Source organism: Streptomyces sp. NBC_00212 (assembly GCF_045206365.1).
GTDB lineage: Bacteria > Actinomycetota > Actinomycetes > Streptomycetales > Streptomycetaceae > Streptomyces.
The window spans coordinates 7,608,079-7,620,930 of record NZ_CP108115.1; the positions used below are offsets into that span (position 1 = coordinate 7,608,079).

Annotated in this window: 12 protein-coding genes and 1 pseudogene; 5 read left to right on the top strand and 8 right to left on the bottom strand. The window is 71.4% G+C overall.

Features of this window, described 5'->3' with window-relative positions:
- Positions 1 to 208: 208 nt before the first annotated feature.
- Genes OHA17_RS34700 through OHA17_RS34710 form a run of 3 tightly spaced genes read left to right on the top strand, consistent with a single transcriptional unit; the run spans position 209 to position 2,536 of the window.
- A complete protein-coding gene (locus OHA17_RS34700) occupies positions 209 to 1,003 on the top strand; it encodes a GNAT family N-acetyltransferase (protein ID WP_406509776.1) in 795 nt (264 codons plus the stop codon).
- Positions 1,000 to 1,797: a lysophospholipid acyltransferase family protein gene (locus OHA17_RS34705; RefSeq protein WP_406509777.1), complete on the top strand. Its 798-nt coding sequence runs from the start codon at positions 1,000 to 1,002 to the stop codon at positions 1,795 to 1,797. The genes OHA17_RS34700 and OHA17_RS34705 overlap by 4 nt, the downstream gene beginning before the upstream one ends.
- A gap of 31 nt (positions 1,798 to 1,828) precedes the next feature.
- Complete coding sequence (locus OHA17_RS34710) at positions 1,829 to 2,536, top strand: class I SAM-dependent methyltransferase (RefSeq protein ID WP_406509778.1); 708 nt, start codon at positions 1,829 to 1,831, stop codon at positions 2,534 to 2,536.
- Between the two features lie 101 nt (positions 2,537 to 2,637).
- Here OHA17_RS34710 and OHA17_RS34715 read toward each other — a convergent pair whose 3' ends face one another.
- Together OHA17_RS34715 and OHA17_RS34720 are read right to left on the bottom strand one after the other, a co-directional pair.
- Positions 2,638 to 3,102, bottom strand: coding sequence for an NPCBM/NEW2 domain-containing protein (locus OHA17_RS34715; protein WP_406510891.1), 465 nt, complete (start codon positions 3,100 to 3,102; stop codon positions 2,638 to 2,640).
- Positions 3,094 to 4,716: pseudogene (locus OHA17_RS34720) on the bottom strand (NPCBM/NEW2 domain-containing protein); the annotation flags it as partial. The gene OHA17_RS34715 and the pseudogene OHA17_RS34720, both read right to left, overlap by 9 nt.
- A 323-nt stretch (positions 4,717 to 5,039) precedes the next feature.
- Here OHA17_RS34720 and OHA17_RS34725 point away from each other — a divergent pair.
- Entirely contained in the window at positions 5,040 to 5,921 is an 882-nt protein-coding gene (locus tag OHA17_RS34725) for an alpha/beta hydrolase (protein ID WP_406509779.1), read from the top strand.
- A gap of 505 nt (positions 5,922 to 6,426) precedes the next feature.
- Here OHA17_RS34725 and OHA17_RS34730 read toward each other — a convergent pair.
- The 5 genes from OHA17_RS34730 to OHA17_RS34750 form a co-directional block, all read right to left on the bottom strand.
- The gene (locus OHA17_RS34730) at positions 6,427 to 6,777 is read right to left on the bottom strand and encodes an SH3 domain-containing protein (RefSeq protein WP_406509780.1); all 351 of its coding nucleotides are present in this window, start codon (positions 6,775 to 6,777) and stop codon (positions 6,427 to 6,429) included.
- Between the two features lie 163 nt (positions 6,778 to 6,940).
- Complete coding sequence (locus OHA17_RS34735) at positions 6,941 to 8,209, bottom strand: SufS family cysteine desulfurase (protein WP_406509781.1); 1,269 nt, start codon at positions 8,207 to 8,209, stop codon at positions 6,941 to 6,943.
- Positions 8,196 to 9,566, bottom strand: a complete 1,371-nt coding sequence (locus OHA17_RS34740) for a family 2B encapsulin nanocompartment shell protein (RefSeq protein WP_406510892.1) — start codon at positions 9,564 to 9,566, stop codon at positions 8,196 to 8,198. The genes OHA17_RS34735 and OHA17_RS34740 overlap by 14 nt, the downstream gene beginning before the upstream one ends.
- A gap of 296 nt (positions 9,567 to 9,862) precedes the next feature.
- A complete protein-coding gene (locus tag OHA17_RS34745) occupies positions 9,863 to 11,176 on the bottom strand; it encodes an ROK family protein (protein WP_406509782.1) in 1,314 nt (437 codons plus the stop codon).
- Between the two features lie 140 nt (positions 11,177 to 11,316).
- A complete protein-coding gene (locus tag OHA17_RS34750) occupies positions 11,317 to 11,805 on the bottom strand; it encodes an NUDIX domain-containing protein (protein ID WP_406509783.1) in 489 nt (162 codons plus the stop codon).
- Positions 11,806 to 11,909: 104 nt separating this feature from the next.
- On the opposite strand from OHA17_RS34750, the gene OHA17_RS34755 reads away from it, so the two are divergent.
- Complete coding sequence (locus OHA17_RS34755) at positions 11,910 to 12,389, top strand: DUF6328 family protein (RefSeq protein WP_398874947.1); 480 nt, start codon at positions 11,910 to 11,912, stop codon at positions 12,387 to 12,389.
- A 5-nt stretch (positions 12,390 to 12,394) separates the two neighbouring features.
- On the opposite strand, the gene OHA17_RS34760 is transcribed toward OHA17_RS34755, so the two are convergent.
- Positions 12,395 to 12,793 (bottom strand): VOC family protein, encoded by a 399-nt coding sequence (locus OHA17_RS34760; protein WP_406509784.1) that lies wholly within the window; start codon positions 12,791 to 12,793, stop codon positions 12,395 to 12,397.
- Between the last annotated feature and the right edge of the window lie 59 nt (positions 12,794 to 12,852).

The following is a 12,852-nucleotide window of genomic DNA, read 5'->3' on the forward strand; positions in this document are numbered from 1 at the left end:
TCGGTGCAGGTCACGAGCGTATGGCGGGTGAATCCCGGCGGTGTGGCTGTTACGGAAGGGTCATAAAGCGGTCATCGTGCGCACCGGGGCGGGCCGGATTCCGGGCGCCTTCGAGCCGGGCAATGCCCGACGCCGCGTCGTGTGCAATTCACCCGGAGCACATATGGCGATCCCATACTCACTGCGCGGAAGCCCATGCGGAAACCACATGAGGGATTCGACTGTGCACCACGTCGCGGAGAACGCCACACCCATGCTCTCGATATCCACCGCACCCACGGCCACCGACTCCTACGTCACCTCCATCGCGGACTCCGAGGAACAGATCCGGGCCGCCCAGCGGCTGCGGTACCGCGTCTTCGGCGAGGAGATGGGCGCCACCCTCGCCACTGCGCTGCCCGGCCACGACATCGACGCCTTCGACGCGTTCGCCGACCACCTGATCGTCACCGACACCTCGACCGGCGACGTGGTCGGGACGTACCGGCTGCTGCCTCCCGGACGGACCCAACACACGTACAGCGAGGGCGAGTTCGACCTTGGAGCGCTCGACGCGCTGCGCCCCTCGATGATCGAGGCGGGGCGTTCCTGTGTGCACCCCGACCACCGTTCGGGCGCGGTCATCAACCTGATGTGGTCGGCGCTCGCCCGCTACGTCCTGCTCTCGGGCCACCGCTATCTGGCGGGCTGCGCGTCCGTGCCGCTCGCCGACGGGGGCGCCGCCGCCTCCAGCGCCTGGCTGCTCGGCAACGCCAAGCACTCCTCACCGCCCGAGCTGCGCGTACACCCCCACCGTCCCTGGCTGCCCGCAGGACCGGCGGAAGGCCGCCCCAGCTATGCCGACCTGCCGCCGCTCCTGCGCGGCTACTTCCGGCTCGGCGCCTGGATGTGTGGGGCGCCCACATACGACCCCGAGTTCAATGTGGCCGACTTCTTCGTGCTGCTCGACATGGACCGGCTCGGCGACCGCTACCGCCGCTACTTCCTGGGGGACGCCCGATGAACCCCTGGTCGGTGGAGGCGCCCTGCACCCCGGACTGCGTGCGCGACACGTCGCCTCGGGTGCCGCTGACCGAGAGCGCCCGCCGGTACGCGGCGCTCACCCACACGCTGATCCGCAGCGTGGCGATGGGGGAGCGGATCGCCGACCCCCACACCCTGCGCACCCAGGCCCGTGCCGTCCTGGACGCCCTGGGCGTACGGCTCGAATCCGGGCCGACGCCGCGCGAGCACACCCGTGGGGCGCTGCTCGTCGCCAACCACATCTCCTGGCTCGACGCCGTCGCACTCCTCGCCGTCGAGCCGGTCACCGTCCTCGCCAAACGGGAAGTGGGCCAGTGGCCGGTGGTCGGTACGCTCGCCCGCCGGATCGGCACCCGCTTCATCGACCGGGGCGCCGTACGCGAACTCCCGTCCGTCGTCGCCGAGTTGGCGGCCAGTCTGCGCTCGGGCCGGTCCGTGCTCGTCTTCCCGCAGGCGACGACGTGGTGCACCGTCTCGGGCGGCCGGTTCCGGCGGGCCGCGTTCCAGGCGGCCGTCGACGCGGGCGCTCCGGTGCGGCCGATGACCGTCGACTACCTCCAGCGAGGCGCCCCCAGCACCGTCGCGGCCTTCCTCGGTGGCGACGACTTCACGACCTCCCTGCGCCGGGTCGCCGCCGCGCGCGGCCTGAGCGTACGGGTCACCGCGCATCCGGCGCTGCGCGGCACCGACCGCCGCACTCTGGCCGCCGAGGCCCGCGCGGCCGTCCGCGGCACCCGTCCACCCGCCCACGCCGAGCCGTACGTACTCGCCTGAAAAATCCAGCGGCCCTCTAAGCTGGGCAGCCATGTTCGCACCCCAGGGCCCCACCCTCCGTGAGCTCGCCGTCCAGGCGCTGTCGTCCGTCGAGCACGGCTACGACCTCCTGGCGCCGAAGTTCGACCACACCCCGTTCCGCACGCCGGAGGTGATCCTCGCCTCCGTGGCCGGCGTGCTCGACGGGCTCGGCCCCTTCGGCCGGGGTCTCGACCTGTGCTGCGGCACCGGCGCGGGCCTCGACGTGCTCGGCAAGGTGTGCCGGGAGGGCGTCACCGGGGTCGACATCAGCGCCGGGATGCTGGCGGTCGCCGCCCGCGCGCACCCGGAGGCCACCTTGGTGCGGGCCGACGCGCGGGCATTGCCGCTGCGCGACGGGTTCGATCTGGCCGTCAGCTTCGGGGCGTTCGGGCACTTCCTGCCCAAGGAGCGGCCGAACCTGTTCGCCCGGGTGTACACCGCGCTGCGGCCGGGCGGCCGGTTCGCGTTCCCGGTGGTGGCCCCGTTCCGGCCCGGCAGCCCCGGCCACCTCGCCCTGCTCGGCTTCGACACGGCGATGCGGGTGCGCAACGCCCTGTGGCGTCCCCCGTTCGTCATGTACTACCGCGGGTTCCGCCTCTCGGACGTACGACAGGAACTCGCGGCCGCCGGCTTCGGTGTGGAGCTGTACGCCCTGGAGGAGCTCGGCCGCCGCAGGGACGGCAGCCCGCGCGCCCGGCTCGTGGTCGCGACCAAATAGGGCCCAAGAAAGAACGCGACCATATAGGGCCCGAGAAGGAAGGGGCCTCGCCCGCGCGGACGAGGCCCCGAACCGATTTCCCTATGCCGTCTCAACCACCGTCAGGAACAGGTGAGTTGAGGCGCGGCCCAGTCGGCGTGGTCGTAGTCGACCCCGTCGCCGGAGTCCGTCACGACCAGCTTCAGTTCGTTCGCGCCACTGACGTCGGCGCTGATCGCCTTGGCCGCGTCCGCGCCGGTGACCTTGCCGCTGTCGGTGGCGAGTGCCCCGTCCCGGTACACCTGGAAGTCGACCGAGCCCTTCGCGCCCACCTCGTCGTCGACGCCCACGCTCGCCTTGAACGCGGTGCAGGTGCCGCCGAGGTAGTACGTCACCGTGGACGCCGCGTGGGTGCCGAGGCCCTTGGGGTACGTGGTGCCGCCGATGGTGAGGGTCTTGCCGTCGCCCGCGGCCTGTTCGCCGTTGCTGCGGTCGCGCTCGACGGGTCCCCAGCCGTTGGCCGCCGAGGTCCACGTCAGGTCGCTGAGCGCGTGCGTGCCCGCCGACGGGCCCTGGCCGCAGGCCAGTTGGGGGTCCGCCCAGTCGGCATGGTCGTAGGTGATGCCGTCGCCGCCATCGGTGACGACGAGCCGCAGCTTGGCGCCGCCGCCGAGGTCCGCCGTCAGATGCTTGGGCGGATCGTTCGCGGTGCGCAGCCCGCTGTCGGCCACGAGCGTGTCGTCGCGGTAGATCCGGAAGGCGACCGAACCGCCCGCCGTGGACTCGTCGTCCACGCCCACGTCGACACCCAGCGAGCGGCAGCGGCCGCCCAGGTAGTACGTGATGTCCGATGCCGCGTGGGTGCCGAGGCCCTTGGGGTACGTGGTGCCGCCGATGGTGAGGGTTCTGCCGTCGCCCGCGGCCTGTTCGCCGTTGCTGTGGTCGCGCTCGACCGGGCCCCAGCCGTTCACGGCCGATGTCCACGGCAGGTCGCTGAGCTGGTTGAGCCCGGTCGGCGGCGGCACCGGCGTGCCCGGCGTCACCCGGTACATCACCGTGCCGTGCGCGGGCACCGACGCGCTGATGGCGCCCGTGGTGCTGCTCGTCTGCTTGGACCACAGGTCCTTGAGCACGTACGAGGACGCGCCGCCGATGCCGAGGGCGTCGACCGTCGTCGAGACGGTCTGGGCCGACGTGTTCTCGTTGGTGAGGGTGACCGAACGGCCGCCGTCCGCAAGGGGTTTGGACATCACGACCAGGCCGCCGGAGCTCGACACCACCGTGCCCTGCTTGCCGAGCGGGTCCTGGTCGACCGCGATGACGTCGGTGTTCTTGAGGACGGCGAGCGTGGCCGCGCTCGGGTTGCGCAGATCGCTGCCGATGAGCAGCGGCGCCGCCATCTGCGACCACAGACTGAAGTGCGTGCGGTACTCGGTGTCCGTCATGCCACCGTTGCCGACCTCCAGCATGTCCGGGTCGTTCCAGCCGCCGGGGCCGGCGTACGGGGCGAGCGACTGGTTCTGGTGCGCGATGCCGATCATGCTCGACCAGGAGTCGCTGATGTCGCCCGTGGTGCGCCAGGAGTTGCCGGTGCCGGACGCCCAGTTCCAGGGCTGGTTGGAGCCCCACTCGCAGATGCTGTAGAGGATGGGCCGGCCGGTGGCCTTGAGTGCGTCGCCCATGGCCTTGTAGCGCTGCTTGGCGTCGGCGCCGGTGTTGTTGCAGTTGTCGTACTTGAGGTAGTCGACACCCCACGACGCCCACAGGTCGGCGTCCTGCTGCTCGTGCCCCAGGCCGCCGGGGAAGCCCTGGGTGTCGCACGTCTTGGTGCCCGCGCTGGAATAGAGCCCGAATTTGAGGCCCTTGGCGTGCACGTAGTCCGCGACCGCCTTGATGCCGTGCGGGAAGCGCACCGGGTCGGGGACGAGGTTGCCGGAGGCGTCCCGGTTGGGCAGCGCCCAGCAGTCGTCGATGTTGACGTAGGTGTAGCCGACGTCCTTCAGGCCCTGCGCGACGAAGGCGTCCGCGATGCCCTCGACCATCGACTCGTTGAACTCGGCACGGCAGTGCGTGGAGTTCCAGTTGTTGAACCCCATCTGCGGGGTACGCGCCAGACCATTTTCCACGGCTGCGGCCGGTGGCGCGGCCGCGACCTCCACGGCGACCGTCACACCGCCCGCGACGAGAGCGAGGGTGCCCAGGGTGGCGGTCAGGCGCTGTCTGAAGTTGTGCAGTTCGGCAGTCAAGTGCGGCTCCGGTGAGGGTAATTGGCGCACAAACGAACGGTGTCGAACGAAAGCAACCACATCTCAGCGGTCGGACAAGTGCATGTCAAGAGAAGCGGACAGGGAGTCGCGAAAGTGCCCCTCCTGGCTCGGCGGGTCCCGCGCGGGCGCGCGGGCGGGCCGGTAGGAACACGGGGCGAAGCCGACGCGGGTCGTGGCCGGGCCGCGCGGACACGGGGGGCTCGACCGGGGGCCGTCCGCGATCCGCTTGACTGTACGCGGACGGAAGGGGCCCAAGCATGATCGAGACCAGCACTCCACCCAGGGCTGCCCGCTCGGCCGGGGTACGCCGCATCACCCTGCACGCGGCGGGCACCACGCTGTCCGCCCTGCTGGGCGAGCCCGCTCAACTCCCGCCACGCGCCGTCGTGTTGGCGCTGCACGGCGGCGGAATCACCTCCGGCTACTTCGACGGAACGGCCCACCCCGACGTCTCCCTCATGACCCTCGGCGCCGCACTCGGGTTCACCGTCCTCGCCCTGGACCGCCCCGGTTACGGTGCCTCCGCCGCGCGGTTCCCGCAGGGGCAGGCGCTCGCCGAACAGGCGGAGGCCGTACGTGCCGCTGTCGCGGCCTTCGCCGCCCAGCACGCCACGGGCGACGGCTTCTTCCTCCTCGCCCATTCCTGGGGCGGCAAGCTCGCCCTGACGATGGCCGGTGACGCCGAACACCCCCACGACTTTCTCGGCGTGGACGTCTCCGGCTGCGGCCACCGGCTCGCCCTGGACCCCGCCGCCGACGGCCAGGACCGCGACGCCCTCCTGATGCTGCGCAACTGGGGCCCGCCTCAGCTGTATCCGCCGGGCACCTTCCGTGCCACCCAGGCGGCCCTCTCGCCCATGCCGGTGCGCGAACTGGCCGCCGTCATCGGGTGGACCCGCACCTGCGACGAAGTGCTGGCCCGCATACGGATCCCGGTCCGGCTCACCTTCGCGGAGCACGAGGCGTGGTGGCGGCACGGGGACGAGGATCTGGCCGACCTCTCGGCCCTGCTCGGCGGGGCGCCGCGGGTCCTCGTCGAGCGGCAGCCGGCGGCGGGGCACAACCTGAGCCTCGGCTGGGCTGCCCGGGCCTATCACCTCAGGGCGCTGGGGTTCCTTGAGGAGTGCCTGCGGGGTTGACGGGGCGTCAGATCGCGGCAGCCCCGGCGGGTGGGTTGTTTCCCCCACCCCGCCCCTCCCCGAAACCCTCCGGGGGTGGGGAGAGAAGCAAAGGCCCGTTTCCTGGGGCTCCGCCCCAGACCCCGTTCGCGCCTTAAGGGCGCTCGTCCTCAAACGCCGGACGGGCTGAAGATGCTCGACCTTGCCAGCACCGCGATGCTGATAGGGGCGCGGGACTGTGACATTGTGCGGCTCCGCCGCGATGGGGGTCCCCCCTGTTCGAGCGAAGCCGAGAACTTGGGGGAGCGACCAGCCACGACGGCCCGCATGCTGACGGCCGTTGGAAGTTCGGGCCGCAGCCCAGGGAAGGCCGCTCGGCATCCTGCTGAGGGGCGCGGGACTGTGACATTGTGCGGCTCCGCCGCGTGGGCGCGACCAGCCACCCACGCGCCGCAGACTGAAGCGGCGTCGGGGGTTCGGGGCGCAGCCCCGGGGAGCTGGCGCCTGGCCCCGCCGAGGGGGTCGGTCAGCAGTCCGGCACGTGCCCCTCCGCGTCGACGTACGCCGCGCTCGCCCAGCCCCGGGCGCCATGCAGCCAGTACCACCAACTCGTGCCGTGCACGTTCTGGCCGTGTGTCTTGCACTCAAGGCGGTCCTGGTCGCCCGGTGACAGGCTCGTCGCCACATCGGCGCGCAGGTTCGGCTCGTCGCGGATGTTCAGTTCGATGCGTGAGGTCACCGTGCCCCACACGGGCCCGTCGTCGCCATGGTGGGCCGGAGCCGCGGCGGCGGTGACCGCCATGGCGATGCTGCCCACGGAAAGGCCGCAGGTGAGCAGGCCCGCGCCCACCGCTCGACGTGTGCGTCCGGTGTGCATGGGCGACTCCCTTCGTCACTTCCGCCCCTGGGATCGACACGTCCTCCCATCACACACCCGGTCCACGCGGGATGCGACCCGAGCGTCCACCCCTTAAGGTCCACAAGGTCCACGGCCCCGTACCGCTGCGGTACGGGGCCATGGGATGCGCCGGTGCGGAACGTCAGGCCGAGCCCTGGAGGCTCAGCAGCGACGTCACCAGCTCGTCCACCTCCTCCGGGGTGTTGTACAGGGCGAAGGAGGCGCGGGCCGCCGACTCCAGGCCGTAGTGGGCCAGGGCCGGCTGCGCGCAGTGGTGGCCGGCCCGGATCGCGATGCCGTCGCGGTCCAGCCAGGAGGCGATCGCCGCCGGGTCGTGGCTCGCCATGGTGAACGTGAGCACCGCGATCCGGCCGGGCGCCGACCCCAGGATCTCCAGACCCGGCACCATCGCCATGGCCTGCTGCGCGTACGCCGTGAGCCCGTCCTCGTACGCCGCGACCGCGGCCCGGTCGAAGGACGTGAACCAGTTCAGCGCGGCGAGCAGCCCGACGACGCCCGCGATGTTGCCGGTGCCGGCCTCCATGAGGTGCGGGACCGGGGCGAAGGTGGTGCGCTCGAAGGACACCGAGTCGATCATGTTGCCGCCGCCCTGCCAGGGCCGCAGGCCCGCGAGGACCTCCGGCTTGACGTAGAGCGCGCCGATGCCCGTCGGGGCGTACAGCTTGTGTCCGGAGAAGGCGTAGAAGTCGGCGTCCAGGTCCATCACGTCGACGGGCATGTGGGCGACCGCCTGCGCGCCGTCGACCAGCACCTTCGCCCCGTAGCGGTGTGCGAGCGCGGTCATCTCGCGCACCGGCGGAACCGTGCCGAGCACGTTCGAGGCCTGGCTGATCGCGACGAGCTGGGTGCGCGAGGAGAGCAGGTCGGCGTACGCGTTCTGGTCGATCTGCCCGTCCGGGAGGAGCGGGACCGGGACGACCCGTGCCCGGGTCTCCTTGGCGATCAACTGCCAAGGGACGATGTCCGAATGGTGCTCAAGGACCGGTACGAGGATGTCGTCGCCGGGGCCCAGATTCGCCCGCCCCCAGCTCTGCGCGACCAGGTTGACGGCCTCCGTCGTGCCCCGTACGAACACGATGGAATCGGGGGACGGCGCGCCCAGGAAGTCCGCGACGGCCGCCCGGCCCGCCTCGTACATCTCGGTGGCCTCGCGGGCCATGGTGTGCGCGCCCCGGTGGATGTTGGAGTTCGACGCGCTGTAGTAGCCGGCGAGCGCCTCGATCACCTGGCGGGGTTTCTGGGTGGTGGCCGCGTTGTCGAGCCAGACCAGCGGATGCCCGTTGACCGTGCGGTGCAGGATCGGGAAGTCCTTGCGCGCCGACTCCGGTGTGAACCCGCCCGGTTGGCGGCCCGGCAGAGCGGTCCGTTCCGTGACGTCAGGAGTAGTCATGGTAGTTGGACACCTCGACGTTCTGCAGCACCGCGATGGCGTCCTCCACCAGGACGGCCGTGTTGAAGTACGCGGTCATCAGGTACGAGGTGATGCCCTTCTGGTCGACCCCCATGTTCCGCATGGACAGGCCGGGTTCGACCTCGTCGGGCACCCCGGCCGGGCGCAGTCCGACCACGCCCTGCTCGGCCTCGCCCGTGCGCATGAGCAGGATCTCCGTGGTGCCGACGCTGCCGCCGCCGGAGAACCTGACCTTGTCGGAGGGCAGCAGCGGCACCCCGCGCCAGGTGAGCAGCGGGCTGCCGAAGCGGGTGTCGGTCACCGGCGGCACACCCCGCCGGGTGCACTCGCGGCCGAACGCGGCTATCGCCTTCGGGTGCGCGACGAAGAACCCCGGCTGCTTCCACACCTTGGCGAGCAGCTCGTCGAGGTCGTCGGGGGTCGGCGAACCGGTGCGGGACTGCACGCGCTGACCTGCGGACACGTTGTTCAGAAGGCCGAACTCGGGGTGGTTGAGCAGGGCCGCCTCCTGCCGCTCTCGGAGCGCCTGCACCGTCAGGTTGGACTGGGCGCGGGTCTGATCGATCGGCCCGTTGTAGAGGTCGGCGACCCGGGTGTGGACGCGCAACACTGTTTGGGCCAATGTCATGTGGTACTCGCGCGGCGCGTCCTCGTAGTCGACGTACGTGCCGGGCAGATCGACCTCGCCTACGTGCCCGGAGCTGAGGTCGATGGGCGCCTCCGAGCCCGGCTTGACGCCGTCGCCCGAGGAGAACGCGTCGATCGCGGTGCGTAACTGCTCACTGCGGTCGGCGAGTTGGGCGAGCGCGGCGCGGTCGGCGCACAGTGCGGTGCCCGGGGTGAGCGCCTTGACGCGGTACGGCATCGGCTCGCCGCGGGTCCACGCGTCGAGGTCGAAGAACTGCCCGTCGCCCGCGACTTCCAGCAGCGCGTCCTCGCCGTACCGGCCGGTGACGCGCTTCTCCGCGCGGCCCTGCACCAGGATCCACAGCCGGTCGGCCGGGTCGCCCTCCTGCATGAGGACCTGGCCCGCGTCGAACGTCACCGGCGTGAAGGCACCCGCGAGTTCGCCGAGCAGCGCGTCCTCGCAGTCGCAGAGGTAGGGCAGCTCGCGCAGGTCGCCCGGCATGACGCGCGGGGTGCCGCTCTCGTCGTACGTGCTGATCCGGTCGTCGCCCAGGACGAACGAGCGGCGGCGGTTGACCCGGTAGACGCCGGATTCGACGTCCACCCAGGGCAGGGCGCGCAGCAGATAGCGCGGGGTGATCCCGCGCATTTGCGGAACGGTCTTGGTGGCGGTGGCGAGTTGGCGCGCCGTGTCCGGGCTGAGACTCATCCGCTGGTTATTCACGGGAACGTTCACCGGTACCTCCTCGATGGGGCTGGACGAGGACCGATCGTGTTCCTGGAATAACGGCACCACAAGGGGCATGTGCCAGCGGCAGGCCGGAAATGGCGCTGGACAGGCCGCGAAAAACCGCCCCGGCGCAGGTCGGGGCGGATCCGGCTCACGGCATAAGAGACTCAATTCAAACTGGCTGTACCTGCTATTAGATCCTGAAAGCCCTGCTTATGGAATGCTGAATCCGGTCGAATTCTGGGGCCTGCGGCGAGAATTCGCCGGAGAAAGGATCAGCGGGCCGCGCGTTCCTCCACCGAGGTGTGCCAGCCCGCTCTTTCGGCGGGTGTCTCCGGTTCGGCCGCGGGTGCGCGGTGGCCGCCGCGGGCGAAGAAGCCGGCGAGGGGGAGGGTGGCCGCGCCCACCGTGACGGCGTCCGGGCCGAGCCGGCCGAGCTCGATGGTGACGCGCTCCGCCGGGTGGCGCAGGGCGTAGGCGGTGGCGTGCCGGCGCACCGACTCCAGGATGTGCGGGCCGAGTTGGAGCCCGGCCCAGCCGCCGATCAGGATGCGCTCCGGGTTGTAGAGGTTGATCAGGTCGGACAGGCCCGCGCCCAGGTATTCGGCGGTCTCCTCAAGGACGGCGAGGGCGACCGGGCTGGCGGCGACCCCCTTCTCCTCGGGGTGCGCGGCCGCGAGCAGAGCCGTTACCGCTGTCTCCTCGGCGGTCCCCGGCGGCAGTTCGGCCCCTGCCTCGCGCCAGCGCTGGATGATCGCCTCGGCGCCCGCGTACGCCTCCAGGCAGCCGGGCGCCCCGCACCGGCAGCGCCGGCCGCGGACACACACGGTGGTGTGGCCCCACTCGGCGGCGCTGCTGTGCGCACCGCCGTAGATCGCGCCGCCCGTCACGATGCAGGCGCCGACGCCGGAGCCGAACAGGACGATCACCGCGTCGGATGTGCCCCGGCCGCCGCCGAACCACATTTCGGCCTGGCCGAGCGTCTTGGCGCCGTTCTCGATGAAATACCTTGTGCTCGGCGGTAGTTGGAGGGATTCGCGCAGCAGGGACTCCAGCGGCACCGCGTCCCAGCCGATGGTCTGACCGTGCACCACGGCCCCCTCCGGGGAGCTCCGGTCGACAATGCCCGGCACGCCGACGCCCACGCCGAGCAGCCGCCGCGGATCGAGGCCGCTCTCGCCCAGCACGGCGGCCACGCCCTCGCGGACGCGGGCGACGATGTGTCCGACGTCGTAGCCGCCCGCGTCCAACGACAGCTCGGTGCGGGCGAGTTCACGCAGGACGAGGTCGAACAGCTCCACCCTGACCCGGGTCTCGCCGACGTCCACACCGATCAGATGGCCGCTGTCCGGGGCGACCCGCAGCAGGGTGCGCGGCCTGCCGCCGTCGGAGTCCACCACCCCGGCATCCTCAAGGAGGCCGTCGGCGGCGAGCTCGGCCACGACATTGCTGATGGAACCCGAGCTCAGCCCGGTGGCGGGGCCGAGTGCCTGGCGGCTCATCGGGCCGTCGAAGTACAGCCGTCGCAATACCGCGCCGCGGTTGTCCCGACGCAGGTCGCGGACGGTCCTGCTGTTCGGTGTGGCCATGTGGCTCCCTCCCTGCGTGCAACATACCGGTGCGAGAGCCTGTGCCGCGCCCTTGTCCCGCGTCTTAACTCAGACCATAGATTAAGGCATGAGGTCGGCACGGGAGAGCTGTGTAAACTCCAACTTCCGTCCTGTCGGTGCTAGTTGATTCGCTCCGGAGGCTCGCCGCCCGCGTGCGCGACGAGGCGTTCGAGGAACGCCTGCTGGCCCTGGACGAGCAGGGTGGCCGCGGCGTCGGGGGAGAGCCAGGCGAAGCGGTCCATCTCGGGGAACTCGCGCACCGTGCCCGACCCCCGCGGCCACTCCATGGTGAACGTGCCCGGCACCGCGTCGGCCGGATCCAGATCCGCCTCGACCGCCCACACCGTCACGGTCTTGCCGCCGCGCTGGACGATCTCGCCCAGCGGCACGAGCGGCCCCTCGGGCGGCGGCAGCCCCAGCTCCTCCTCGAACTCGCGCCGCGCCGCGGCCTCGGGCGCCTCCCCGGCGTCGTACTCACCCTTGGGGACCGACCAGGCGCCCGCGTCCCGCCCCGCGAAGAACGGCCCGCCCATGTGCCCCACGAGCACCTCGATGCCGTCCCCCGCCCTGCGGTACAGCAGGAGCCCGGCGCTGCGTTTTCCGGCCATGCCGCCAGTCTGCGGGTCCGCCGGGCGCGGCGCCACGGGGCGGCGGTGCCGGGGGGCTTCCGGTTGATATGTATGGGTATCCGGACGTCGAGGAGGTGGTGCACATGGCGGACTTCGGACGTCACGAGACGCCTGAGGAGCGTGCCGACCGCAGGTGGGGCGATCTGCTCCAGGAGCTGCGGGTGGCGCAGACCGGGGTGCAGATCCTGTTCGGATTCCTGCTCGCGGTCGTGTTCCAGCCCCGGTTCACCACGCTCGACGCCACCGACCGGGGCATCTACGTGGTGACGGTGGTCCTCGGCGCGACGACGACCGGGGCGCTGATCGGCCCCGTCTCCTTCCACCGGATGCTGGCCGGGCGACGGCTGAAGCCGCAGACGGTGACCTGGGCGTCCCGGCTCACCGTCGTCGGCCTCGTTCTCCTGCTGTGCACGGTGGCCAGCTCCCTGCTGCTCATCCTGCGCGTCGCCCTGCACAGCGCTCTGGCGCCCTGGCTGGTCGCGGGCGTCGTCTGCTGGTACGTCTGCTGCTGGTTCGTGCTGCCGGGCCTGGCCCGCAGGCGCCACCACGACCAGCCCTCCTAGGAGGCTTACTCCTGCTCGGAGCGCTTGGCCCAGACGGCGAGCGTGAAGGAGTGCCCCGCCGGGTCGGCGTAGACGCGCTCGTCGCGCGGCCCGTTGTTGTCCTTGGTGTCGACGGGCATCGCGCCGAGGGTGATGGCCTCGCGCTCGGCGGCGTCCATGTCGCCGTACGCCACGACGATCCTCAGGTGCGCCTGCTGGGAGTCGTCGGGGCGCGGCCAACTGGGCGGCGCGTACCCGTGGTCGCGGCGGATCGCGAGATGGACGCCGTCCCCGCCGACGATCTCGACGAAGTCCGGATCGCAGGCGGTGCGGATCTCGCCGCCGAGCAACTTGGCGTAGAACTCGGCGAGTTCGATGGGTTCGGCACAGTCCAGAACGAGGATGCTGGTCTTGGAAACGCTCATGCGGGCCGAGTGCCCGTACGGGGTCTGGTCTAACGCCGGGCACCGCACCTGCCAGGGGC

Coding starts and splice junctions, on each gene's coding strand:
- OHA17_RS34750 (WP_406509783.1), bottom strand. CDS start 11,805: ATGGCCGGAAAACGCAGCGCCGGGCTCCTGCTGTACCGCAGGGCGGGG.
- OHA17_RS34760 (WP_406509784.1), bottom strand. CDS start 12,793: ATGAGCGTTTCCAAGACCAGCATCCTCGTTCTGGACTGTGCCGAACCC.
- OHA17_RS34730 (WP_406509780.1), bottom strand. CDS start 6,777: ATGCACACCGGACGCACACGTCGAGCGGTGGGCGCGGGCCTGCTCACC.
- OHA17_RS34745 (WP_406509782.1), bottom strand. CDS start 11,176: ATGGCCACACCGAACAGCAGGACCGTCCGCGACCTGCGTCGGGACAAC.
- OHA17_RS34735 (WP_406509781.1), bottom strand. CDS start 8,209: ATGACTACTCCTGACGTCACGGAACGGACCGCTCTGCCGGGCCGCCAA.
- OHA17_RS34740 (WP_406510892.1), bottom strand. CDS start 9,566: ATGAGTCTCAGCCCGGACACGGCGCGCCAACTCGCCACCGCCACCAAG.
- OHA17_RS34725 (WP_406509779.1), top strand. CDS start 5,040: ATGATCGAGACCAGCACTCCACCCAGGGCTGCCCGCTCGGCCGGGGTA.
- OHA17_RS34755 (WP_398874947.1), top strand. CDS start 11,910: ATGGCGGACTTCGGACGTCACGAGACGCCTGAGGAGCGTGCCGACCGC.
- OHA17_RS34710 (WP_406509778.1), top strand. CDS start 1,829: ATGTTCGCACCCCAGGGCCCCACCCTCCGTGAGCTCGCCGTCCAGGCG.
- OHA17_RS34700 (WP_406509776.1), top strand. CDS start 209: ATGAGGGATTCGACTGTGCACCACGTCGCGGAGAACGCCACACCCATG.
- OHA17_RS34705 (WP_406509777.1), top strand. CDS start 1,000: ATGAACCCCTGGTCGGTGGAGGCGCCCTGCACCCCGGACTGCGTGCGC.